This window comes from Nonomuraea sp. NPDC049419, from assembly GCF_040676995.1.
GTDB lineage: Bacteria > Actinomycetota > Actinomycetes > Streptosporangiales > Streptosporangiaceae > Nonomuraea > Nonomuraea salmonea.
This window is the reverse complement of the sequence record NZ_JBFAQB010000020.1, coordinates 67,247-91,026: the sequence shown is the minus strand read 5'-3', so window position 1 is coordinate 91,026 and position 23,780 is coordinate 67,247. Positions and strand designations below refer to the sequence as shown.

The following is a 23,780-nucleotide window of genomic DNA, read 5'->3' as shown; positions in this document are numbered from 1 at the left end:
CGCGCCGGCAGCAGCCTGGAATACGCAGGGAATACGCCCGATCACCCGGCGAAACAGGGGTTGGGCACGGTTCGCCCGGCCGATAGAGTCGTGCCCCGAGATCACTGCCGGGACTGAGGAGGGCGATGGCCGTCACGCCCCTGTCCCTGCCTGAGCCGCCCGCGAAGGCACCCGAGTTCGGACGCGACGCGCTGATCGCCTGCGAGAGCCTCGTGCGCATCTACCAGACCGGCTCGGTCGAGGTGCAGGCCCTGCAGGGGCTCGACCTGGTCGTGGACGCCGGGGAGATGGTGGCCGTCGTCGGCGCGTCCGGGTCGGGGAAGTCGACGCTGCTGTCCATCCTGGCCGGGGTGGACGCGCCCACCGCCGGGCGCGTCCGGGTCGACCGGTGGAACCTCCTGGACATGTCGCGCGCCGACCGCGTCCGCTACCGGCGGCACACCGTGGGTTTCGTCCGCCAGCAGACCGCCGCCAACCTCATCCCGTACCTGACCGCGCGCCAGATGGTCGACCTGCCGATGACGGCCGCCCGCACCCCCGCCCGCGTCCGCCGCGAGCGCGCCGCCGAGCTGCTCGGCCTGCTCGGCGTCGCCGACTGCGCCGATCGGCGGCCCGCGCAGATGTCCGGCGGGCAGCAGATGCGGGTCGCCATCGCGGTCGCCCTCGCCAACGAGCCCAAGGTGCTGCTGGCCGACGAGCCGACGGGGGAGCTGGACAGCGCCACGTCGGCGGCCGTGTTCGGGCTGCTGCGGGAGGTCAACCGGCGGCTGGGCGTCACCGTCGTCATCGTCACCCACGACCCCGCGGTCAGCGGGCAGGTCGAGCGGACGGTGGCCATCCGTGACGGGCGGACGAGCAGCGAGGTCCTGCGGCGTACCGCCACCGACGACGACGGCGCCCAGCAGGTGATCGCCGAGGAGTACGCGGTGATGGACAGGGCGGGACGGGTGCAGGTGCCGCGCGACTACCGGGAGGCGCTGGCGCTGACCCGGCGGGTCCGGCTGGTGCTCGAGTCGGATCACGTGGCGATCCGTCCCGACGGCGGCGGGCCCGCATGAGCGGCGGGCCGCTGGTCAGCGTGCGCGGCGTGCACCGCCGCTTCGGCAGCGGGGCGACCGCCGTGCAGGCGCTGCGGGACGTGACGTTCGACCTCGCGCCCGGCACCATGACCGCCCTGGTCGGGCGGTCGGGCTCCGGCAAGACCACACTGCTGAACGTCATCGGCGGGCTGGACCGCCCCGACGCCGGTACGGTCCACGTCGACGGCACCGACGTCACCGCCCTCGACGAGGACGGCCTGGCCCTGCTGCGGCGGGAGAAGGTCTCGTACGTCTTCCAGACCTTCGGCCTGATCCCGGTGCTGTCGGCCGCCGAGAACGTGGGCGCCCCGCTGCGGCTCGCCCGCGTCTCCCCGGCGGAACGCGAGCGGCGGGTCGCGCTGCTGCTCGACCTGGTCGGGCTGGCCGATCACGCGGAACAGCTGCCCGGCGAGCTGTCCGGCGGGCAGCAGCAGCGGGTGGCGATCGCCCGCGCCCTGGCCGCCTCCCCTCGCCTGCTCATCGCCGACGAGCCGACCGGCCAGCTCGACGCCGAGACCGGCCTGTCGGTGATGGCGTTGCTGCGCGGGGTGGTGGAGTCGGAGGGCGTGACCGCCCTGGTCTCCACCCACGACCCGACGATGCTCGCCCTCGCCGACCGGGTGATCCGCATCAACGACGGCCACCTCGACCAGCATCCCGACCCGCACTCCGCCGGACACCTCGATGAGCCCTACGGGCCCTCCGACGCGCGCTCCTCGCCTGACGGGAATCGGCGGGCGTCCTCCGATGGGCGGGGCGATTCGTGAGCGGTGAGGGCCGCTCGTGCTGAGGCTGGTCGCGCGGCGGGCCCGCGCGCAGTGGCCGATGCTGGCCGCGCTCCTGGCCGTGGCCGTGGTCGGCACGACGCTGCTCGGCGTGTGCGCGCTCCTGCTCACCCGTACCGCCGAGCAGGCGCGGGAGACCGCCGCAGCGCGCGCCACCGCCGACAAGATCGACGTCACCGCCTACACCGTCACCGTACGCGGCGAGCACGCGAGATCCGTCGCCGACGACACCCGCGCCGCGCTGACCTCGGCCCTCACCCCCTTCCAGGCGACGACGGCCGTCCGCACGTCGTCGGTGATGCGATGGCTGCCCGGCACGGGGACGCAGGCGGTCGCGTACCTGTCGGCGGTGGAGGACCTGCGGTCCCGCGCCCAGCCGGTGACGGGACGCCTGCCGCGCGCGGGCGCCACGCCGGTGGAGGCCGTCGTCCTGGAGAGCACCGCGCGGCGGCTCGGCCTGACCGTCGGCAGCCGGGTCAGCCTCGGCAGGGAGCTGGCCGACGACCCCGACGAGGGGATCGAGGTGAGCGTGGTCGGCGTCGTACGCCCGCTGCCCGGCGCCGGCTGGGAGCGCGATCCGCTCGCCGCCGCCGGGTACGACCTCGCCTACCGCGACGGCCGCTCGGCGCAGCCGGTGCACGCGTACGGGCCGTTCCTGGCCGACCTCCACGACCTGCTCGCCGGCGGCTCCACCCTCGACCGGCTGGAGATCACCGCCCACCCCGACCTGTCCGCCCCCGACGTCCGCGACCTCGACACCGTCATCCAGACCGTGCTCGCCGCCGACCGCAGGCTGGGGCAGACGCTCGGCGACCGCGTACGCATCCAGCGCGTCGCCTCCCAGCTGCCGGCGACCCTGCTGTCCGCCCACGACCAGCAGCGGGTCACCACGGCCGCCGTGCTCGCGGTCGCCGCCATCGGGCTCGTCCTGACCGCGACCGCCCTCGCCCTCGCCGGCCGGCTCAGCGCGGGCGTGCGCGGCGAGGAGACCACGCTGCTGTCCGCGCTCGGCGTCGGCCGCGGGCAACTCGCCGGGGTGGCGGTCGCCGAGGCGGGCGCGCTCGCCGTGCTCGCCGTCGCGGTCGCGATCCCGGCCTCCTCCGCCCTGCACGCCATGCTGACCCGGCTGGCCCCCATGTCAGGGGCCGGGCTCGCCACGCCGTTCGGGGTGAACGCCGCCCAGGTGCTGTCCGTCGCCGGTGGCGCGCTGGCGCTGGCGGCGGTGCTCGTCGTGCCGTCCCTGCGCACTCCCGCGACGGCGCTGCGCCGGCGGCGGGAACTGCTCGCCAGGTCAGGCGCCGACGTGCTGCTCGTGGCGCTCGCCGCCGTCGGCTGGTGGCAGCTGCGCGACCAGCCGGCCGGTTCGGGCTCGCCCATCGACGCCGTACGGGTGCTCGCCCCCGCGCTGCTGCTCATCGCCGGATCCGCGCTGGCGTTGCGCCTGGTGTGGCCCGCCCTGCGCGTCGTGGAACGGCTGGCCCGCCGGGCTCGCGGGCTGCTGGTGCCGCTGGCCGCGTTCGAGGCCGCCCGCAGGCCGCAGGCGGTCGCTGCCGGGTTGCTGGTCGGGCTGGGGTGCGCGGCGGCCACGTACGGGATCGGGTTCGACGCCACCTGGCAGCGCTCCCAGCAGGACCAGGCCGACCTGGCCGTCGGCACCGACCTCGCGCTCGCGCTCACCGCCCCGCCCGCCGTCGGCCAGGGCCCGGCGGTCGCCACGGCCACCGGGGGAGAGGTGAGCCCGGCCACCGACCGCGGCATCGCCGTCGGCCAGTGGCTCGGCGGCGCCGGCGACCCGCCCAGGCTGGTCGCCGTGGACGCCACCCGCGCCGATGCGCTGCTGCGCGGCCGGCTGAACGACGGCCGCACCTGGAGCACCGTGGGCGCCGCCCTCGCACCGCCGTCACGGGTGGCGGGCATCGCCGTCCCGGCCGGAGCCGCGCTCTCCCTGACCGGGAACGCCACCGGCACGACCCCGCTCACCACGACGCCCCGGCTGCTGCTCCAGGATCCGACCGGCCTGCGCACCCCCTGCACGGGACCGCCCATCCCGCTCGACGGCAAGCCGCACCCGCTGCCGGACTGCGCGAGCGGCGAAGGGCTCCGGCTGGTCGCGGTGTCGCTGCCATTCGCGATCGCGACCGGGAACGTCGGCACCGGCCACACCCTCTACGGAACCTCCGCGGCCGACAGCCGCGTCGCCGTGACCCTCACCGTGGCGGGCTCCGACGCCTCGCAAGGACCGTGGGCCGCCACCTCGGCCGGCCCGATCCCCCGCCAGCTCGCCAACCCTGCCGTGACCGCCAAGGGCTCCGAGCTGCGGATGACCACCACCGTCTCGCTCCAGGGCCCGCCCGACGCGGCCAGCCTGGTCGCCACCGCCTTCCCCGCCCCAGGGCCGGTGCCGGTCGCCGTCTCCGCCCGGTTCGCCGGTGAGGCGGGCGCCCGTCCCGGCTCCCGGCTCGACCTCACCGTCGGCCTCACCCCCGTACCGGTCCGCGTGGCCGGCGTGCTCCCCGCCGTGCCGTCCGCCCCGGGCGCCGCCGCCGTGCTGGCCGACTTCGACGCCCTCACCCGCGCCCTGGCCGTGCGCGGCGACTTCGACGCGCCCGTGGACGCCTGGTGGGTCGGCCACCCCACCGCCGACGCCCCCGGCGCCACCACCCGCGCGTCCGAGACCGCCCGGCTCACCGGCGGCCCGCTCCGGGCGGGCCTGCCGGCCGTGCTCCGGCTGCTCGTCCCGGCCGCGGTCCTGCTGATGCTCGCCGGGATCCTCCTGCACGTGACGTTCGACCTGCGGGCCCGCGCGGTCGAGGTCGCGCGGCTGCGCGGGCTGGGGCTGACGCGGCGCGAGATCCGCAGGGTGCTGCTCGCCCAGCACATCGGGATTCTGCTGCCCCTGCTCGCCGCGGGCGCGGCGGTCGGCGCCCTCGCCACCCACCTCGTCGCCCCCCTCCAGATCCGCTCCGACACCGGCGCGGCCCCCGTACCCGAAGTCCTGCCCGTCTGGCCCTGGGCGGCCGAGTCCGCCCTGCTCGCCGGGCTGCTGGCCGCCTGCGTCCTGACGGTCGGCATGGTGGTCGCCATCCAGGCCCGCCGCGCCGACGCCGCCCACCTGCGGGTGGCGTCATGAGGCTCCCGGCACCCCACTGGCCCAGCGTCGCCGGCCGCGCACGCGCGGATGCCGGGCCGTTGCTGCTGGCCGCCCTTGTGGTGGCCGTGGTCACGTTGCTGGCCGCCGCGATCCCGCCACTGCTGAGTGCGACCGCCGATGCCGCCGTACGGGACGCCGTCCGCAGGGACGGCGGCGACCTCCGGGTGCACGCCCGGATGGAGGACGACGGCGGGCCGCGCGCCAGCCGCCTCCGGCACCCGCGCCTGGCCGAGAGCGTGGACGACTTCCGCGCCAGGGCCACCGACGAGCTCGGGCCCGGCCTGCGCGCCGCCCTGCATCCGCCCGTCGCCACCGTCATCAGCCCCACCCTCAAGATCACCGACGGCAGCGTGCTGCGCACGTTCCAGCTCGCCTACCTCGCCCGCGAGGGCGGCCCCGCCGTCACGTGGATCGCGGGCGGCCCGCCCGAACCCACCGGCTCCGAGACGGCGTCCGTCCCCTACGGCGCGCCGCCGTGGCCGGTGCAGGTGGGCCTGTCGGAGGCGGACGCCGCCGCTCTCCAGCTCCGGCCCGGCGCCGAGATCCCGCTCGCCGACGACCAGGGGAACGTCAAGAAGGTCCAGGTCAGCGGCATCTTCCGGCCGTCGGACAGCGCCGACCCCGCCTGGCGGCCGGCCCCCGCGCTGCTGAAGCCGGTGGCCGGGGCGGACGGCAGGGGAAGCACTCGCTTCGCCGGGCTGCTGTCCCGCGAGTCCCTGCCCGACGCCCGCCTCGCCTTCGGACCGGACGAGCTGCGGCGCACCGCCTGGTTCACCCCCGACCCGGCCCGCCTCTCCTGGGACGTCGTGCCGCCGGTCGCCGCCAAGGTGGTCGCGCTCAAGGCGGCCTCAGGCTCCTCCGGCGCGCGGGACGGCTCACTGCAGTGGGAGACCCGGCTCGACGGGGTGCTGCGGGACGTGAGCGCGCAGGTCGAGGCCGCGTTCGCGCAGGCGTCCCTGCTGCTCGTCACCTTGCTCACCGTCGCCGCCCTGGTCCTGCTCCTCGCCGCCGACCTCCTGGTACGCCGCCGCGCCCGCCCCCTGGCCGCCGCCCGCCAGCGCGGAATGTCCCTCCCGGCCATCGGCGGCGAACTGCTGCTGGAGTCGGCCCTGACGGCGCTGCTGGCCGCGGCTTCGGGGCTCGCTCTGGCCTGGCTCGTCACACCGGGCCTCAGCGGCGCGCTGGGATTCTCCTGGGGATGGATCACACCCGTGCTGATCGTCGCCGTCGTCGCAGGACCGGCGTTCGGCACCCTCACCGCCGCCCGCGCCACCCGCGACCGCCGTGTCCCGGCCAACCGGAGCGCACGGCGGTGGATGCGCGACACCGCTCGGCTACGGCGGGCCGCCGCGGAGCTCGGGGTGCTGCTGGCCGCGACCGGCAGCGTCGTCGCCCTCTACCAGCGCGGGATCAGCGGGGGAGTGCTACCTGCCAGCGCCCCGGCATTGTGCGCATGCGTCGGCGCGCTCGTGCTGGCCCGGGCCCTGCCCTTGGGGACGCGCTTCGCGCTCAAGCGCCTGCTTCGCTCCCGCCGCCCACTGGCGGTGTTCGGAGCCGCCCGAGCCATGGCGGCCTCAAGCCACGTGCTCCCCCTGACAACGCTCGTGACCTCGGCGACTCTGACGACGTACGCACTGACCCTCGGAGCCGCCCTCGGTCACGGGATCGCGGCCGGGCCGCTGGCCGCCGGGCTGTTGCGGCTGGCCTGGGTGGTGGCCGTGACGCTGCCGGTCCTGGGGCTGCTGGGGCTCGCGCTGGGCGCGGCGGCCAGTGCGCCGGAGCGGTGGCAGACGCTCACCCGGCTGCGGACCCTCGGGTTGCGGTCCCGGGAGACCCGGTGGGTAGCGGCGGGGGAGCTGCTGCCCCCTGCGGTGCTGGCCGCCGTCGCAGGCCCGGTGCTCGGGGTGCTGCTGGCCCGCTTGACGTTCGGATCGCTCTCCCTGCACCTCCTCACGGGCGCCGGCCCGACCCCGGCACCCCCGTGGTGGGGCATCGGCGCGGTGGCGGTGGCGTTCGTGGTGGCCGTCGCCGTCGTGGTGCCCGTCGAGGCGGCGGTGCGGCGCCGTCGGCGGCTGAGCGAGGTGCTGCGCGCGGGCGACGGCTGAGCGAGCTCCGAGCCGGGTGCAACCTTTCGTCCTGTGGGTGGCGTTCTGAACGGGCGAGAGGAGATCACATTGGACCGTCACGACGGCTTCCGTGAGTTCGTGCTCGTCCGTCAGCAGGCGCTGATGCGGACCGCGTACCTGCTCACGGGAGACGCCCACCTGGCCGAGGACCTGCTGCAGAGCGTCCTCGCCAAGGTTGTGGGCAAATGGGGCAAGCTGGCCAGGGACGGCAATCCCGAGGCGTACATCCGCAAGTCGCTGGTCAACCAGTACACGTCCTGGAGGCGCCGGCCGCGTCGTGAGCTGCCGAGCGCCGAGGTGCCCCAGGGCGGGGTCTCCCACGACGACGCCACGCTCGACCGCATCGTGCTGCGCCAGGCGCTGGCCAGGCTCGCGCCCAAGCAGCGCGCGGTGATCGTGCTGCGCTTCTGGGAGGACATGACGGAGGCGCAGGCGGCCGAGGTGCTCGGCTGCTCGATCGGCAACGTCAAGAGCCAAACCCACCGCGCGCTGGCGCACCTGCTGTCCGACCCCGAGATCGAGGAGGTCATCCGATGACGCGGCTGCATCGCGCGCTGGACGACATCGCCGCCGAGGCACCCCTGGTGGACCTGGCCGAGGCGGCCATCGCCCGCCACCGGCGCAGGCGGCTCGTCACGGCTTCGCTGTCCGCGGTCGCGGTCGCCGCGATCGTGGGCGCCGGCGGCGTGGTCATGACGGCGCCCTGGCAGGTGAACGCCGTGCCCGCCGTGCCCGCCGTGCAGGTCTCGCCGGGCGTGGAACAGGCCGAGGTGGTGCCCGACCTGCCCGACGCGCCGGTGGGAGCGCTCAGCCACGCGTACGAGACGAGGTGCGAGCAGCCGCCTTGCGGTGACGAGGAGTGGCGGGTGGTGACGGCCGACGGCGCCACCTACCGCCTGCCGCGAGCCCTTACCCGCACCACCGGCAAGGCGCACGCGCCCATCGCGATCAGCAGGAACGGCCGCATGCTGGCCTACTACAGCCGTGACGCGCAGGCCCACGTGGTGCGCGACCTGGAGACCGGAGCCGAGACGGTCTCGCCGGTCAAGGTGCCGGAGAAGAAGATCCCGCTCGGCGCCATGCTCCTGGTGTCGGACGACGGCCGCTACCTGGCCTTCGACGACCCTGAGGAGTTCGACGAGTACGCCGGCGTGCTCATCGACATGCAGGCAGGCGAGCCGGCGATGCTGCCGCGCGGCTTCCAGCCGGTCGCCATCAAGGACGGGGTGCTGGAGCTGGTCCGTCACGTCAAGACCGATCTGTGGCTGATGCCCGTGACCGGCGGCGGCGAGCCGGTGCGCTTCGACGGCACGTTCATCTCGTTCAGCGAGGTCGCGCCGGACGGCCGCACGGTGGTGGCGCTCGAGATGCACCGGCCCACGAAGGCGTCTCCCGGGGCCGGCGACGGGACCGCTGTGGTCAAGCGGAAGGCTCCTGAACTCACCGTGCTCGATGCCGCGACCGGCGAGATCGTACGGAAGGTGCCCACGCCCGACGTGCCCGGCGACCCCACCGCCACCGTCTGGCTCAGTGACACGGAGGTCCTGGTCAGGGACGGTGCCAAGGGCCGGCGTACCTACGCGCTCGACATCACGAGCGGCAAGGCCCGCCTGCTGACCGACTACGGCGACCTCGCCCGACTGACTCTTCCCGGCCAGGCGATCAACCGGTGACGGACTTGTCAGGGCAGTCCTGACGGGCTAGGCTCCGTGTCAGAGTCACCCTGACACAAGGAGGGCCTATGAGCCCCGCTGTTCCCCTGCCCACCTGCTCCTTCTGCGGGAAGGAGGCCGCCGAGGTCAAGAAGATCATCGCCGGCCCCGGCATCTACATCTGCGACGAATGCGTCGCCGCCTGCAACGAGATCCTGGCCGCCGACGTGGGCCCCGCCCAGCCGGAGCTCCCGGAATGGGCGAACATGTCCGACGAGGAGATCCTGCGCGCCCTGCCCAGGATCGACCGCGTCGGCACCCAGGTCGACGTCAGCCTCCGCCGCCGCGTCGCCGAGCTCCGGGATCGCGGCGTGAGCTGGGCCAGGATCGGCGCGGCACTCGGCGTCACCCGCCAGTCGACCTGGGAACGCTTCGCCGGCGAGGAGAAGCGCCTCCAGGCCGACCAGCAGGACGACGGCGCCTGACACGTCCCCGCGCCCTACCGAGGCCGGGCGCCCGGCCTCGGTAAAGGAGGCTGGTAAGGTGCAGGGCATGTCAGCCGCTTCGTGCTCGGCCGCCTGCGCGGCAGTGACCAGGACGTCCCGCTAGCGGCGGGGCGTTCACGTCACGCAAACCTTTCGAGAACGTCCGGTCGCTCCGTGATCCGTCCCGAGCGGCACCTTCGTGCTGCCCGGATCCACCTTCGAGCACCGGAGCGCTTGATGCTTTCCGCACCCGGGCACGGCCCGGCTTCCTCTTCCTCCACGCGCGCATGGCTGGTGTTGTGCGCGATGTCCATGCTGCAGTTCCTCCTCGCGGTCGACGTGACCGTGGTCAACATCGCCCTGCCGTCGATCGGCGCGGACCTCGGCGCCGGCGGGCACGCCCTGACCTGGGTCGTGGTCGGCTACACGATCGCCGGCGGCGGGCTGCTGATGCTCGGCGGCCGGCTGGCCGACCTGCTGGGCCGCCGCCGCGTGCTGCTGTCCGGCACCGTCCTGTTCGGCGCGGCCTCCCTGCTGGCGGGGCTCGCCCCGTCGTTCCCCGTCCTCGTGCTGGCGCGGCTGCTGCAAGGCGCCGGTGAGGCCGTCGCGCTGCCGGCCGCGATGGCGACCGTCGTCCTGCTGTTCCCCGAGGGGCCGCGCAGGTCGCGGGCGCTGAGCGTGTGGGCGGCGGTCGCGAGCTGCGGCCTGGTGCTCGGGTTCGTCCTGTCGGGGGTCATCACCGCGCACCTGGGGTGGCGGTGGACGTTCCTGATCTCGGTGCCGGTCATCGTGGTCGTGATCGTGGCGGCGTTGCTCCTCCTTGAGGCCGACCGGCCGGTGACCCGCCCCGGCCCCCTGGACCTGCCGGGGGCGCTGCTGCTGACGGCGTGCCCGTTGCTGTTCGTCTATGGCGTGGTGCAGGCCGGTGAACCCGGCGCGAGCCCGTGGGTGAGCGTGGTGGCGCTGGCCGGCGCGGCCCTGGCCGGTGCCGCGTTCGTACGGGTCGAGGCCCGCTCCCCGCATCCGCTCGTACCGCTGAGCTTCTTCGCCCACCGCGCCCGGGTCACCGCGAACATCGCCACGACGCTGCTCAGCGGCGCATTGTCCACGTCGTTCCTGCTGTTCACGTTCTACCTGCAGGACGTCCGCGGCGTCGGCCCGCTGGAGGCCGGGCTCACGATGCTGTCCATGGGGGTCGCGATGGTCGTGGCCTCCCTGCTCGTCCCGCGGCTGCTCAGCAGGTGGGGAGCGCGCGTGTGCGTCCTGGCGGGCCTCGGCTGCACCACGGGCGCGATGGCCGTGATCGCCCTGGTCGCCGTCTTCGGCGCCGGGGCGCCGTGGCTGATCGCGGCGATGGTGCTGATCGCCGCCGGGATGGGCTTCGGGCTCATCGGGCTGCAGTACCTCGCGGTCAGCGGCGCGACCGACGAGGACGCCGGGATCGCCTCGGGGATCCAGCGAGGCGTGGACCAGCTCGGCGGCGCCGCCGGCGTGACGGTCTACGTGGGCATCGGCTTCGCCCCGGCCCTGCACTCGGCGAACCCGTTCGTGACCGCCGCCGGCCTCTCGGTCATCGGGCTCATCGCCGCCGCCCTGGTCATCCGGCGGCTGCCCCAGCACGTGCTCAGGTGAGGGATGAGTCGTCATAGTTCTTCGCTGACGCCCACGCCGCCTCGAAGTCCTCCCGGCGGATCTCCATCTCCACCAGCTCGGGATCGAAGAGATCGGCGACCGGCGGGTTGAACGCCCAGTCGTCCTGATCGCTCTTGAAGGCGGCTCCGTCGTCACGCTGCTCCACCTGGCGGAGCCGCCGGCCGTCGGAGCCGACCTCCATCACGGCGACTGTGCATCGCGGGCGACCTCGACCTCCGCGAACGTCTCCACGATCTCCCTGGCCGACCGCGCACGAATCCACCACCACATCGCGCCCATGCCGTAGTCATGCAGAACGAGGAAACCGCCTCTTCCGCTCGAAATGCAGGGTGCGCATGGGGGGCCTTCCGGGCTCGATTTGCAGCTGACGTTGACGTCAGGTTTTAGCGTAAAGCGGGCATCGACCCACTGATCACAGTGAAAGGCAGTACCTCATGCGCGCAGTTCGTTATCACCAGTACGGCGGTGTGGAGACCCTGGTGGTCGAGCAGGCGCCGGACCCGCGCCCCGGGCCTGGCGAGGTCCGCATCCGGGTCGCGGTGGCCGGCGTCAACCCCGTGGACTGGAAGGTGCGTTCCGGGGCGGTGCGCGAGGTGCTCCCCGTGGACCTGCCCGCCATTCCCGGGCGTGACGCCGCCGGCGTGGTGGACGAGATCGGCGAGGGTGTGGAGGGGGTGAGCGTCGGCGACCGCGTCTTCGGGCTGGGCGGCGTGACCGGCGCGACGGCGGAGCTGGCCGTGCTGTCGGCCTGGGCCCACGCGCCCGGGACGTGGACCGACGAGCAGGCCGGCGGCGCCGCGCTGGCGGCCGTGACCGCGATGAACGGCCTGAACGCGCTCGGCCCCATGAAGGGCCGCACCCTGCTCATCGAGGGCGCGGCAGGAGGCGTGGGCAGCGCGGCGGTCGAGATCGCGGTGGCGTGGGGCGCCACCGTGATCGGGACCGCCAGCGAGCGCAACCACGCGTTCCTCACCTCGCTCGGAGCCGTCCCCACCACCTACGGCGCCGGCCTCGCGGGCCGCCTCGCCACCCTGGCCCCGAACGGGGTGGACGTCGTGCTCGACACCGCCGCCTCCGGCTCCCTGCCCGACCTCATCGCGATCGCGGGCGACCCCGAGCGCGTCTCGACGGTCGCCGACTACGCCAACGCCCAGCGCCTCGGCGTGCACCTGGCCAACGCGGCCAACGACCCGGCGCTCCTCGCCGAAGCGAGCGACCTCGGCCGGCAGGGCCGTTACACCCCGCGCATCGAGCGGACGTACCCGATCGACGAGATCGCGGACGCGCACACCTACGCCGAGCGCGGCCACGTGCGCGGCAAGATCGTGATCACCGTCTAAGTGCTCTCGAGGACGTCGCGGAGCTGGGAGCGGGCCGTGATGCCCAGCTTGGGGAACACGCGGTAGAGGTGGGAGCCGACCGTGCGCGGCGAGAGGTAGAGCTTGTCGCCGATCTCCCGGTTCGTCAGCCCGCGGGCGGCGAGCCGGACGATCTGCTGTTGCTGCGGGCTCAGCTCGGTGAGAGCGGTGGGCGCCACGGCGCCGGTGGCCTCGATGCCGGCGGCGCGCAGCTCCGCCTCCGCCCGCCCGGCCCAGGGCCGCGCGCCGAGCCGCCGGAACGTCTCGAGCGCCGCGGTCAGCAGGGGGCGGGCCTCGGCGATGCGCCGCCGCCTCCTGAGCCACTCGCCGTAGTCGAGCCGGGTCTGCGCCCGCTCGAACGGCCACTGCTCGCCCGCGTCGTCCGCCAGCGCGGCCAGGAAGTACGGCTCCGCGCGGTCCGGCTCGGCCAGCAGGGCCCGGCCGCGGTCGAGCAGCGCGCGGATGCGTACCGACAGGCCGGGACGGGAAGCCGCGCGTTCCAGCAGGTGGGCGGCTTCCTCCCGCCGCCCCCTGCGGACGGCGGCCGCGGCGAGTTCGGCCAGGACCGTGTAGGAGACGTGGTAGTGCACGGGCTCGCCGTCGTCGGTGAAGGCGGCGCGGAACTGGGCGTACGCGGCCTCGTAGTCGCCCTCGGCCACCGCCGCGAACCCCAGGGCCCGGCGCGCGGACACGGCGATCGACCGGCTCTCCAGCGGATCTACCAGGGCAAGCGCCCGCTCGGCGCCGTGCCGGGCGCCGTCCGCGTCGCCGCGCAGCGCGAGCACCGTCGCGTCGAGCGCGTGGACGCACGCCTCGGCGTGGTCGAGCCCGGCCGTCGTGGCCGTCGCCGCGATCTCGGCGGCCACCGTACGGGCCTCGGCCCACCGGCCCTGCTCCAGGTACGCCCACCCGACGGCGCTGCCCAGCCCGGCCGGCAGCGCGCCGTCGGCCTGCCACCGGTCGTACGCCTCGTCGAAGGTCCTGGCGGCCAGCGCGGTCTGGTCGAGGATCCAGGCCACGATGGCGAGCGCGGTCAGCCGGCCGGGGTCGCCCGCGGCCTCGGCGATGAGCCCGGGCAGCGCAGGGACGAACCGGGCACCCGCGCCATGGGGGTCGGAGACGGCCTCCACCCAGACACGGAGCCCGCTGTCGGGCAGGCCACTGTCGGGCTGGGCGTCATCGGGCGAGGCGCCGTCGGGCAGGGCGCCATCGGGCGAGGCGGAGAGCAGGCGCTCGATCCGCTGCCGCTGTGACTCCTCGCCCGAGTAGTAGCGGACCACCGCCGCCGCGGCGAGCGCGTCCATGGCTCTGGACGGGTGCTCGTCCGCGACGCGGGTCAGCAGCGCGAACGCGGCCGCGTGGTTGCTGCGCAGGGCCATGAGCCGCCCGGTGGCCAGGCAGGCGTCGCCGATCAGCGCAGGGTCGTCGCTGTGCCTGGCCACTTCGGCGGCCAGGCGTTCCACCCAGCCGAGCTGGCCGGTGAACACCGCCGTGGCGGCGGCCTCGGCCAGCAGCCCGGCCCGGTCCGCCGGGTGCGGGCTCAGCTCGGCGGCGCGTTCGAGGGCGGCGGCAGCGGCGGCGTAGCCGCCCCGCCGGCGCGCCCGGCCGGCCGTCTGACGCAGGGCGTCCGACACCTCCGCGTCGGGACGGATCGTCGCGGCGGCGAGGTGCCACGCCCGGCGGTCGGGCTCCTCGCTCAGCCGCGCCAGCGCGAGGTGCGCCTGCCTGCGCTCATCGAAGGAGGCCGCGTGGTAGACGGCCGAGCGGACGAGCGGGTGGCGGAAGGTGATGCGGGCGCCGTCCTGGCGGACGAGGCCGGCCTGCTCGGCGGGCGTCCACGCCTTGTCGTCGGCCTCGGGGAGCCCTTTCGATGCCGTCCGTACGTCTGTCGTGTCGGCGGCGGCGAGCAGCAGCAGCGAGCGGCGGGTCGCCTCAGGGAGGAACTGGAGCTGGTCGGCATAAATCCGCTCCAGCCGTTCCGTGACCGGCAGCGGGCCCTCGACGCCGCCACCGTTCGGAGTCGCGCGGGCAAGCTCGATCAGGGCCAGCGGGTTGCCCGCCGCCTCCTGGAGGATGCGCACCCGACTCCGGCCGGTGGGCGGGGTCGGCTGGCGGTCGAGCAGCCGGTTCGCCGCCTCGTCGCTCAGCGGGCCGAGCTCCAGGCGTTCGTCGCCGAAGCCGGGCAGCGGCGCTGCGGAGCGGACGCCCAGCAGCAACGTGACAGGTTCGGCGTCCAGGCGGCGGGCCACGAAGGACAGCACGTCCAGCGATGCGCGGTCGATCCACTGGGCGTCGTCGACCACGATGAGCAGCGGCGCCAGATCAGAGACCAGGGTCAGGACGGCCGAGCCGACGAGCATGCCATCAAGGGCTCCGTCGTCCAGGCCGAGGACGGCCCTGAGCGCGGAGCGCTGCCGTGGCGGCAGGCCGTCCAGCTCGCCCAGCACAGGTCGGAGCAGCTGATGAAGCCCTGCGAACCCCAGGCACGCCTCGGACTCACTGCCGACCACGCGCAGCACCCGGCCCGCGCGGCCGGCCGCGACGTCGAGCAGCGCGCTCTTCCCGGCGCCGGGATCGCCCGCGAGCACCAGCACCCGGCCGGAGTCCAGACGCCGCAGAATTTCCGCGATTTCGTTTTCCCGGCCCACTATCGAATGGTCTCCGCGGTGATGCACTGATGCTCCAGGAAATGGGGGCGCCGATCTCGAAAACTGTGCGCTACAACACAGAAGCCGCCGGGATTATTCCGCTGTGCAGTCGGATGACGGATACCGGCCGGCGCTCGAAATAACCACGATGGTGAGCAGAAAAGCAACCATCGGAGCACCGGAATGGGCAGTACGAACAATTCGCTGATTCGGCTGACCGCCGCGACGCGCGCCGTCCTCGGCACCGCCGCGACCCTGACCGTCCTGGCCGCCCTGGGGCAGCCCGACACGTCACTGCTGGCCGGCGGCTTCACCGTGATGACGAGCGCGCTGGCCGTCGACCGGCTCGGCACCCTGGCGCTCGGAGCGCCGCTCTACCTCGCCGCCCTGGCGGCCGGAGCGATGGCGGGGCCGTACCCGGTCGCTGCCGCGCTGGTGTTCCTGCCGCTGATCTACGCCGCCGTGCACGCCCGCCTTCACGGCCCCGTCGGGCACGGCGCAGGCGTCTTCGCCTTCATGGGCTTCTTCCTCGCGCAGTTCACCGAGGCGCGCGCGGCCGACGTGCCGCAATTGAGCGTGGCGGTGGTGGTCGCCTTCTGCGCCGTCCTGTGCACGGGCGTGCGCGTCCCGAACCCGGCGGAGCCGCCCCGCGCCGCGAGCCGGCAGCCCCTCCAGGTGACCGCCGCCTCCGCCCTGGCCATCGCCGGCGGTCACCTGGTGTCCCCGGACCACTGGTACTGGGCCGTCGTGACCACCTGGGTCGTGTTCATCAACACCGAGAGCACCGGCGAGGTCCTGCGGCAGAGCGTGCGCCGGCTGGTGGGCACCGTCCTGGGGGCGGCGGCCGGCTACGGCCTGGCCACGCTCGCGGCGCCGTACCGCCCGCTGCTCCTCGTCCTGCTGCTGGCCTGCATGTTCGGCATGTTCTTCACCTCGCCGGACGCCTACTGGGCGGTCACCTTCTTCATCACCGGCATGCTCTGCATGCTGCTCGCGCTGCTCGACACGTTCTCGGCGGACGTGCTCGTCCTGCGCGTCCACGAGACCGCGCTCGGCGCCTGCTGCGGCGTCCTCGCCGCGCGACTGCAGTCACGTGACGGATACCGCGACCATGACCGGCCGCCGCACGATGGCTGAGCCCCTCGACATTCACCGGACTGGAGACGCATCAATGGACACGATCACCCTGGGCGACGTCACCCTGACCCGCGTCCAGGAGTACTTCGGCCCCGTCGACATGACACCCGAGGTGTTCTTCCCGGAGAGCCCGGCCGAGGCGTGGCAGACCCACAGCGACTGGCTGGTGCCGGACTTCCTCAACGCACGGACCCGCATCGTCAACTCGGCCATCCAGACCTGGGTGCTGCGCAGCGAAGGCAAGATCATCCTGGTCGACACCGGCGTCGGCAACCACAAGGACCGCCCGTACGCGCCCGTCTGGAGCCGCCTCAACACGAGCTTCCTGGACAACCTCGCCCGCGCAGGAGTCCGCCCCGAGGACGTCGACATCGTCATCAACACCCACCTGCACATCGACCACGTCGGCTGGAACACCTACCTCGACGGCCGCACCTGGGTGCCCACGTTCCCCAACGCCACCTACCTGATGCCCAAGACGGACTTCGACTTCTGGAACCCGGCCAACGACCACAAGGCGCGGCTCGGCCGGGGCAACCAGAACGTGTTCGAGGACAGCGTCGCCCCCGTGCACGAGGCGGGCCAGACCCGGCTGTGGGAGGACAGCCACCGCATCGACCGCAACCTGCGCCTCGACCTCGCCCCCGGCCACACGCCCGGCTCGTCGGTGCTGACCCTGGAGTCCGGCTCCGACCGGGCCCTGTTCGTCGGCGACCTGCTGCACAACCCGTTCCAGATCCACGAGCCCGACGTCAACAGCTGCTTCTGCGAGGACCCGGCGGCGGCCGTCGCCACCCGCCGCGAGCTGCTGGGCCGCGCGGCCGACACCAACGCCCTGATCATCCCGGCCCACCTGGGCGGACACGGCGCCGCCGAGGTCGTCCGCGAGGGGGACAAGTTCGCCGTCAAGGGCTGGGCGCCCTTCGCCCCGTACACCGAGCAGGTCTGAAAGGCACCACCATGAGCAACCTCGTCGTCACCACCGCGCAGGGAGCCGTCCGCGGCCTGCTCCGGGGGGCCGCCCGCACGTTCATGAACATCCCGTACGCCGCCCCGCCCCGAGGCGCGGGCCGCTTCGCGCCGCCGCAGCCGCACGACCCGTGGGACGGCGTACGCGACGCCACCACGCCGGGCCCCAACGCGCCGCAGTCGGAACGCCGACTCGGGAACGTGGACATGTCGCCTTATTTCGGCGCCGGTTGGAGCCGCGGGGACGACTACCTCACCGTCACCGTCCACGCGCCCGCCGACGGCGGTGAAGGGCTGCCGGTGATGGTGTTCGTCCACGGCGGCGGCTTCGTCGCCGGGTCCACGCGGTCCCCGATGTACGACGGCTCCGCGTTCGCCCGCGACGGCGTCGTCCTCGTCACGCTCAACTACCGGCTCGGCATCGCCGGCTTCCTCGACCTGCCCGGCGCGCCCCCGAACCGCGGCCTGCTCGACGTGGTCGCCGCCCTGCGCTGGGTGCAGCGGAACATCGCCGCCTTCGGCGGTGACCCCGGCAACGTCACCCTCTTCGGCCAGTCGGCCGGCGCCACCATCGTCGGCGGCGTCCTCGCCACCCCTTCGGCCGCCGGGCTGTTCCGCCGGGCGATCGTGCAGAGCGGCAGCGGCCTGGGCGCGTTCAGCACCGAGCAGGCCGCCCGCGTCACCAAGGCCGCGGCCGACGTCCTGGGCGTCGAACCCCACGCGGACGCCTTCGCCGGCATCCCCGACGAACGCCTGGTCGAGGCCGCCTCCCAGCTCGCCGGCATCGACCTGCGCACCGAGACCCGCACCGACCCGCTCATCGGGCTCAGCCCGTTCAGCCTCGTCCTCGACACGCAGCCCGCCGAGGCCGTCGCCGCCGGGCCGGGCGCCGGCGTCGATCTGCTCGTCGGCACCAACGCCGAGGAGGGCAACCTCTACCTGGTGCCGGTGGGCACGTACGCCGGCTCGACCGCCGCCGACGTCCACGCGACGGCGGCGCGCTCGCACCCGTCCCCCGAGCGCCTCGTCGAGACCTACCGCAGGTCCCGCCCCGGGGCGTCGGACGCCGAGCTGCGCTCCGCCATCATGGGCGACGCCCTGTTCGGTGCCGGCAGCCGCGCGCTGGCCGCCGCGCACGCCGCCCATCCGGGCTCCGGCACGTACGCGTACGAGTTCGCCTGGCGCTCCAAGGCCCTGGATGGAGAGCTCGGCGCCGCCCACGCGGTCGAGGTGCCCTTCGTCTTCGATCTCGCGCACCGGCCCGAGCTGAACGGCCCCAACGCCCTCCTCGGCCCCGGCCAGGCCCCCGCCGACCTGGCGACCCGCGTCCACGAGACCTGGATCCGCTTCGCCAGGACCGGCGACCCCGGCTGGACCCCGTACGACACCGGCCGCCGCGCCACCATGCGCATCGACACCGAGTGGACCCAGCACGACGACCCCCGCCCCGAAGAACGCGAGATCTGGACATGATCATCACCACCGCAACGCCCCCGCCCACATGGCCGAGATGAACGAGGCGTACGAGTCGATCGTCGAAGCCCCGTTTCCCGCCCGCACCACCGTCAGCGTGCAGCTTCCTCCGGGCCTGCTCGTCGAGATTGACGCCCTCGCCGTGCTGGACATTTCTCAATAAATTTCGCTAACGTCCCACAGGCCGATGAGCGTCTGGGGGTTCGTATGTTGGCAAGAAAGGAGGTATGGCGAGAAATTTCCGGCCTCGCCATTCCGCTCTTCGTGGCCGGATCGCTCAATCTCGCGTCCCAGCTCGGCATCGTCGCCATTCTCGGGCGAATGGGCGGCGAGGCCATTTATGTGCGTTCTCTGTATCAGCCCGTCAGCCTCATCATCCTCGCCCTGAGCGTGGGCTTCGCCGTCTGCAACCAGGTCGCCGCCGCGATCAGCAGGGGAGCCGGGCGTCCTCAGGACGTCATGGCGAACGCCGCGGGCCTGGCCCGGGTATGGCTCGGGCTCGGCGCGGTCCTCTACCTGGCCCTCACGATCGCGGCGCCCTCCCTGCCCGGCCTCCTCCACGTGGACGCCGGGCTGCGGGACACGCTCACCTCGTTCCTCCGCTGGACCGGCGCCGCCGGTCTGCTGATCCTCGGCGAGGAACTGTGCGCGTCCAGCCTGCGCGGCTACGGGTACGTGCGCCGAGCCACCGCGCTGGTCGTGTGCACGGCGAGCGTGCGGGTGGCCCTGGTCGCCGCCCTCGGACCCGGCCTCGGCATCGCGGCGGTGCCCGTCGCCGAGGCCGCGGCAGCCGTGACCGGCCTGGCCATGGGCCTGGTCCTGCTGCGCCGCACCGAGCTGTGGCATCCGCGGGCCGTACGGATCTGGCGCGGCCAGGTGCTCACCGACCTGCGCCGCATCGGCGTGCCCATCGCCCTGTCCTTCCTCGTGATCTCCGCGTACAACTTCGCCGTCATCACCGTCCTGGGCGCCTACGGACAGAACGCCGTCGCCGCTTTCACCGTCGTCTCGACCCTGCAGAACGTCGTGCTGCTGCCCGCCATGGCTCTGGGCACCGCCACGGCGATCATCATCAACCAGCGACGCGGCGCCGGGGAATGGCGGCGCATCCGTACGTCGATGCGCGGCGGCATCGAGGTCACCGTCATGGTCTACGTGGTCATCGCCGTCCTGGTGTCGTCGCTCCACGACGTCTTGGCCGACCTGCTGGGCGGCGACCCGGGGGTGGCCGCGGAGGCGGGCGCCTACCTGGGCGCCGTGGCCCTCACGTACGCCGTCCAGGGCCCCGTGCTCGCCTCGCTCACCGTCATGGAGGAGACCGGCGGCGGCTTCCGCGCGATCATCCTCAACGCGATCTACTTCGCCCTGATCGTCGCGGTGGGTGCGACGACCACGAGCACCGCGGACGGCTTCTACACCGTGGTGGCGTACTGCAACCTGATCGGCGTCTCGGTCCCCCTCCTCGCCACCCGACATATCCGAAAAATCGCGACCAGGGAGGCAGCCGTCGCGCCCGTCCGACCTATCGCGACCGGAGCCTCCAGCGAGGCTTGAACACCGACAGCGCCGTCGAGATCAGCAGCATGACGATCTGGGCGCCCAGCACCCAGACCTGGGCCCACTGACGGGACGTCACCGCCTGCCTGGCGCCCTCCGTGGCGGCCGCCATGCCCTCAGGGTCGAACAGGAACATCCCCACGCACACGACGGCCACGAGCAGCCCCAGCTTGATCGCCACCCAGTAGTAGCGGATCAGCCCCCAATGGGTGCCGAGACCGAGCGCGATGCCGCTGACCAAGGCGATGAGGCTCAGCGGAATGCCGCCCGCGAACACCATGATCGGCATCAACCGATACGCCACGTGCGCCAGCGCGAGGTCATCGGTCAAAGTGGCGGCCGTGTTCAGCGCCACCAGCCCCCACACCTCACCGACCAGCGCCACCGAGGCCACGATGTGAACGACCAACAGGGTCTTACGCATGCGCGGTGCCATCATCTCGCCTCATCTCAGGGTTCCAGCACTCACCGCCCATCGTCGCGACTCCGCCCCCGTACGACGTCCGCCCGTGGATGACGCTCCGGCTACACCGAATGGCGTAGGCCCCGGACGACAACCTATTTCGGGCTGCTTACGGCTCCCGCCGCCCTCTCCGCACGGCCCGGTGCGGCGCGCATCATGACGAGCATCACAGTCGTCGAGAGAAAGGCCGACGAAATGCGCGTCTACCGGGTCACCGCGGCGGCGGGGTTCCTCTGCGCCGTGTTGCTCGTGGTCACTCCGCCCGGCGGGGCGGGATCGTGCCGGAGACGGCGTTCACGCACGCCATCGCACCGTTCGCGGCGCTGGCGGGGCTGCTCGCGATCACCGGCCTCTACCTGCTCATCCGTCCGGCGTCGGGCACGCTGGGCCTGATCGGGTACGTGCTCAACAGCGCCGGCCTGGCCGGAGCCTTCGCCATCGAGTACATCCTGCACTTCGTCTTCCCTCACCTCAGCGGCGGCGCAGTGGCCGGCCTGCTGGCGGGAAGCACGGGACAAGCCTTCATGATCACAGCGATCGTCCTGCTCGCCGGCGTACTGACCTTCAGCGTGGCCGCCCTGCGTTCGGGGATGCTGCCGGTGATCGGCGTCGTGCTGTACGCGGCGGGAATGATCCCCGGTTCGTTACGGAACGCGGTGCCGCTCCCGGTCTACCTGACCGGCCTGGTGGTGGCGGCGGTCGGGGTCGCGTGGATGGCGACCCGCCTGTGGCACACCACCGACGAAGAACCGGCCCCCGCCCCGGCGACCGCCTGAACGACCGTCCGCACTCTCCCGCTCACGCCGGCGGGAGAGGGCGGACGGCGGGCTTACATCGGCTTGCCGACTCCGTTGATCCACTTGCCGTACAGGGTGCTGGTGACCCAGGTCAGGCGAACGTCAGGACGTAGCGGCCGCGCACGCCGGGCCGTTCGAGTGCGCGGTGGGCCTCGGCGGCCTGGGCGGCGGGCAGCTGGGCGGCGACACGGAGGGTGAGGCGTCCCTGGCCGGCGAGTTCGGCGACCCGGTCCAGCTTCTCCGCCTCCTCGGCGTAGGTGAGGACGAAGACGGGGGCGACGCGGACGCGGTCCGTCCCGTTGCCCTGCCAGCCGCGTACGGTGACCAGCGTGCCGCCGTCCTTGACGGCCGGCAGCACGGCGGCGTCCAGGACGGCGGTGTCGAGCAGCCCGTCCACGCCGTCGGGGTGGAGGCGGCGGACCTCCGCCACGAACGCGTCCCCGCGCGGCGCCACCTCGTCGGCCCCGCACGCGCGGACGAAGTCCTCGTCCTGCGGGGCGGCGTCGGCCACGACGACCAGCCCGGCCTCCTTGGCGAGCTGGATGAAGTAGCCGCCGAGGATGCCGGCCGCGCCCGTGACGGCGACCGTCGCGCCGGCGGGGAGCGCCAGCGTGTCGAGTGCGTGCCGCGCGGTGAGGCCGTTCATGGGGAGGGTGGCGGCCTCGGCGTCCGAGAGCCCGGCCGGGATCTTCGTCACCGACCGTGCCGACAGGACCAGGTCCGCCCGGTAGCCGCCGTGCTCGCCCGAGGGCACCACGATGCCCATGACGGCGTCCCCGACCGTCAGCGGCCGGTCCACGTCGGGGCCGACCTCGGTGATCGTGCCGGCGACGTCCATGCCCGGCACGCGTACCGTGTCCTTGTCGTTCTGGCGCGGACGTGACCGGATCATGATGTCGGCCGGGTTCACCGCCGCGCTGGTGACCCGGATCCTGACCTGGCCGGGGCCGAGGGGCTGCGGCGGCAGGTCGAGCTCGACGAGCGTGTCGGGTCCGCCCAGCTGGGTTGCTCCGATTGCGTACACCATGGTGATGCGTCACTCCTTACGGCTGGAGGCCTTCGAGTAGCAGGGTGCACACCTCGTCGAGCTCGGTGTCGATGCCGGGCTCCCGCCATTCGGCGGCATGGGCGAGGTGGTGGAACTTGGCGGTGGCGTGGAAGACCGCGCGGGCGGTGGCCTCCTCGTCACCGGTCTGGAAGCCGCCGTCACGGGCGCCGTCGGCGATGATGGCCGTCAGCTGGCCCAGGAGGTCGGCGACGTGGTCGGTGGCGACGGTGCTGTGGGCGGCGGCGAGGCTCCCGTACGCGGCGAACAGCTCGGGGTCCTCGCGGATCTTGGTCTGCTTCAGTGCCAGGACGGCGTGCAGCCACATACGCAGCCGGCGCGCCGGCGGCATCCCTTGATCGGCGGCGATGGCGGCGAGCGCGTCGCGGTTGTGGTCGAGCCAGCGCCGGGTCACGGCCTCGCGCAGCGCCTGCTTCGAGGCGAAGTGCTTGTAGACGGCGGCGTGGCTGACCCCGAGCGCCCTGGCGACGTCCACGACCGTCGCCTTGTCCGGTCCGTGGCGGCGCAGGATCTCCTCGGTGGCCGCCAGGATCGTGTCCGCGTCCAGCGGGGTTCGCTTCTGCTCCACGTGGCGGAACCTACGCCCATCGGTGACAGATTTCAAATTTTGTAACCTGATACTCAGGGGTCCTCCCTCCTGAGCACGAGACCGCAACTCCGACCTGAGACTCATGACGATCAGCGGGCGTCCACCTAGATTCGAAGCATGCTTCCGCGCCCGCCCGAGGCTGACCGGCAGCCCCTTCCCGACCTCCTCCACCGAGCCCTCTTCAAGGCGGTGTCCCTGCTCCCGCCCCGATCACAGGCGGTGCTGCTGCGGCGCTACTTCAACTGGTGGCACCGCTCACCCGACCCCTGGCGGCTCCGTACCGACGACTACGAGCAGCACAAATACGCCACGACGTTACGTCTCCTGCCCGCCCGCCCCTATCACCGCATCCTCGACGTCGGCTGCAGCGAGGGCGTCTTCACGCACATGCTGGCCTCGAGGTACCCCGACGCCGAGGTCACCGGCGTGGACGTCTCCGAGCGCGCACTCGACCGGGCCCGCGCACGCCCCGCCCGCGAACCCGTGACGTTCACCTGCGCCGACCTGATCTCCTACACCCCGCCCGGCGCCTTCGACCTCGTCTTCTGCGCGGAGACCCTCTACTACCTGGGCCGTGGCGAACGCCTGCGCCTCGCCTCGGCCCGGCTGACCGAGCTCGTCGCCCCCGGCGGCCTGCTGACCCTCGTCCACCCCTGGCCCGAGGCCGAACGCCTCTACACCTACATCAGCGGCATGACGCCGATCCTGCACCACGTCGAGATCGAGACCCACCGGCCGTTCTCCGTCACCGTCCTCCAGGCCGCGCCCGTGGCGAGGTGACGATCGTCGGGC

Annotated in this window: 20 protein-coding genes and 1 pseudogene; 16 read left to right on the top strand and 5 right to left on the bottom strand. The window is 73.5% G+C overall.

All coding sequences use genetic code 11. The features are described 5' to 3' along the window. Window positions 1–125: 125 nt before the first annotated feature. The 8 genes and pseudogenes from AB0K12_RS39080 (at window position 126) to AB0K12_RS39045 (ending at window position 10,910) form a co-directional block, all read left to right on the top strand. The gene (locus AB0K12_RS39080; RefSeq protein ID WP_364572619.1) at window positions 126–1,058 is read left to right on the top strand and encodes an ABC transporter ATP-binding protein; all 933 of its coding nucleotides are present in this window, start codon (window positions 126–128) and stop codon (window positions 1,056–1,058) included. Beyond that, on the top strand, window positions 1,055–1,846 hold the full coding sequence (locus tag AB0K12_RS39075; protein WP_364572617.1) for an ABC transporter ATP-binding protein: 792 nt from the start codon (window positions 1,055–1,057) through the stop codon (window positions 1,844–1,846). The genes AB0K12_RS39080 and AB0K12_RS39075 overlap by 4 nt, the downstream gene beginning before the upstream one ends. Window positions 1,847–1,862: 16 nt before the next feature. Beyond that, entirely contained in the window at window positions 1,863–4,994 is a 3,132-nt protein-coding gene (locus tag AB0K12_RS39070; protein WP_364572615.1) for an FtsX-like permease family protein, read from the top strand. Beyond that, complete coding sequence (locus tag AB0K12_RS39065; protein WP_364572613.1) at window positions 4,991–7,120, top strand: ABC transporter permease; 2,130 nt, start codon at window positions 4,991–4,993, stop codon at window positions 7,118–7,120. The genes AB0K12_RS39070 and AB0K12_RS39065 overlap by 4 nt, the downstream gene beginning before the upstream one ends. 69 nt (window positions 7,121–7,189) lie before the next feature. Beyond that, window positions 7,190–7,678 carry a SigE family RNA polymerase sigma factor gene (locus AB0K12_RS39060; protein ID WP_364572611.1) on the top strand — a complete coding sequence of 163 codons (489 nt, stop codon included), beginning with the start codon at window positions 7,190–7,192 and terminating at the stop codon, window positions 7,676–7,678. Continuing rightward, window positions 7,675–8,814: a hypothetical protein gene (locus AB0K12_RS39055; protein ID WP_364572609.1), complete on the top strand. Its 1,140-nt coding sequence runs from the start codon at window positions 7,675–7,677 to the stop codon at window positions 8,812–8,814. The genes AB0K12_RS39060 and AB0K12_RS39055 overlap by 4 nt, the downstream gene beginning before the upstream one ends. Before the next feature lie 68 nt (window positions 8,815–8,882). Then, window positions 8,883–9,023, top strand: a pseudogene (locus tag AB0K12_RS39050) (ClpX C4-type zinc finger protein); the annotation flags it as partial. A 561-nt stretch (window positions 9,024–9,584) separates the two neighbouring features. Then, entirely contained in the window at window positions 9,585–10,910 is a 1,326-nt protein-coding gene (locus AB0K12_RS39045) for an MFS transporter (RefSeq protein ID WP_364572607.1), read from the top strand. On the opposite strand, the gene AB0K12_RS39040 is transcribed toward AB0K12_RS39045, so the two are convergent. After that, on the bottom strand, window positions 10,903–11,112 hold the full coding sequence (locus AB0K12_RS39040) for a hypothetical protein (RefSeq protein ID WP_364572605.1): 210 nt from the start codon (window positions 11,110–11,112) through the stop codon (window positions 10,903–10,905). The genes AB0K12_RS39045 and AB0K12_RS39040 overlap by 8 nt on opposite strands. A 253-nt stretch (window positions 11,113–11,365) precedes the next feature. Between AB0K12_RS39040 and AB0K12_RS39035 the strand changes: the two genes are divergently transcribed. Beyond that, complete coding sequence (locus AB0K12_RS39035; RefSeq protein ID WP_364572603.1) at window positions 11,366–12,271, top strand: NADP-dependent oxidoreductase; 906 nt, start codon at window positions 11,366–11,368, stop codon at window positions 12,269–12,271. Here AB0K12_RS39035 and AB0K12_RS39030 read toward each other — a convergent pair. After that, a complete protein-coding gene (locus AB0K12_RS39030; protein WP_364572601.1) occupies window positions 12,268–14,937 on the bottom strand; it encodes an AAA family ATPase in 2,670 nt (889 codons plus the stop codon). The genes AB0K12_RS39035 and AB0K12_RS39030 overlap by 4 nt on opposite strands. A 183-nt stretch (window positions 14,938–15,120) precedes the next feature. On the opposite strand from AB0K12_RS39030, the gene AB0K12_RS39025 reads away from it, so the two are divergent. Genes AB0K12_RS39025 through AB0K12_RS39005 form a run of 5 tightly spaced genes read left to right on the top strand, consistent with a single transcriptional unit; the run spans window position 15,121 to window position 20,070 of the window. Continuing rightward, window positions 15,121–16,074, top strand: coding sequence for an FUSC family protein (locus AB0K12_RS39025; RefSeq protein ID WP_364572599.1), 954 nt, complete (start codon window positions 15,121–15,123; stop codon window positions 16,072–16,074). A 34-nt stretch (window positions 16,075–16,108) separates the two neighbouring features. Then, window positions 16,109–17,023, top strand: coding sequence for an MBL fold metallo-hydrolase (locus AB0K12_RS39020; RefSeq protein WP_364572597.1), 915 nt, complete (start codon window positions 16,109–16,111; stop codon window positions 17,021–17,023). A gap of 11 nt (window positions 17,024–17,034) precedes the next feature. Then, window positions 17,035–18,516 (top strand): carboxylesterase family protein, encoded by a 1,482-nt coding sequence (locus AB0K12_RS39015; protein WP_364572595.1) that lies wholly within the window; start codon window positions 17,035–17,037, stop codon window positions 18,514–18,516. 28 nt (window positions 18,517–18,544) lie between these two features. Beyond that, window positions 18,545–18,679 carry a RidA family protein gene (locus tag AB0K12_RS39010; RefSeq protein WP_364572593.1) on the top strand — a complete coding sequence of 45 codons (135 nt, stop codon included), beginning with the start codon at window positions 18,545–18,547 and terminating at the stop codon, window positions 18,677–18,679. 44 nt (window positions 18,680–18,723) lie between these two features. Beyond that, complete coding sequence (locus tag AB0K12_RS39005; protein WP_364572591.1) at window positions 18,724–20,070, top strand: MATE family efflux transporter; 1,347 nt, start codon at window positions 18,724–18,726, stop codon at window positions 20,068–20,070. Here the strand turns inward: AB0K12_RS39005 and AB0K12_RS39000 are convergent. After that, the gene (locus AB0K12_RS39000; RefSeq protein WP_364572589.1) at window positions 20,039–20,497 is read right to left on the bottom strand and encodes a hypothetical protein; all 459 of its coding nucleotides are present in this window, start codon (window positions 20,495–20,497) and stop codon (window positions 20,039–20,041) included. The two genes, AB0K12_RS39005 and AB0K12_RS39000, sit on opposite strands and share 32 nt — an antisense overlap. Window positions 20,498–20,814: 317 nt before the next feature. Between AB0K12_RS39000 and AB0K12_RS38995 the strand changes: the two genes are divergently transcribed. Further along, the gene (locus AB0K12_RS38995; RefSeq protein ID WP_364572587.1) at window positions 20,815–21,312 is read left to right on the top strand and encodes a hypothetical protein; all 498 of its coding nucleotides are present in this window, start codon (window positions 20,815–20,817) and stop codon (window positions 21,310–21,312) included. A 112-nt stretch (window positions 21,313–21,424) separates the two neighbouring features. Here the strand turns inward: AB0K12_RS38995 and AB0K12_RS38990 are convergent, their stop codons facing one another. Both AB0K12_RS38990 and AB0K12_RS38985 read right to left on the bottom strand, forming a co-directional pair. Then, the gene (locus tag AB0K12_RS38990) at window positions 21,425–22,360 is read right to left on the bottom strand and encodes an NADP-dependent oxidoreductase (RefSeq protein ID WP_364572585.1); all 936 of its coding nucleotides are present in this window, start codon (window positions 22,358–22,360) and stop codon (window positions 21,425–21,427) included. Window positions 22,361–22,376: 16 nt separating this feature from the next. Next, window positions 22,377–22,967, bottom strand: coding sequence for a TetR family transcriptional regulator (locus AB0K12_RS38985; protein WP_364572583.1), 591 nt, complete (start codon window positions 22,965–22,967; stop codon window positions 22,377–22,379). A 138-nt stretch (window positions 22,968–23,105) separates the two neighbouring features. On the opposite strand from AB0K12_RS38985, the gene AB0K12_RS38980 reads away from it, so the two are divergent. Further along, entirely contained in the window at window positions 23,106–23,768 is a 663-nt protein-coding gene (locus tag AB0K12_RS38980; protein WP_364572581.1) for a class I SAM-dependent methyltransferase, read from the top strand. The last annotated feature ends 12 nt before the right edge of the window (window positions 23,769–23,780 follow it).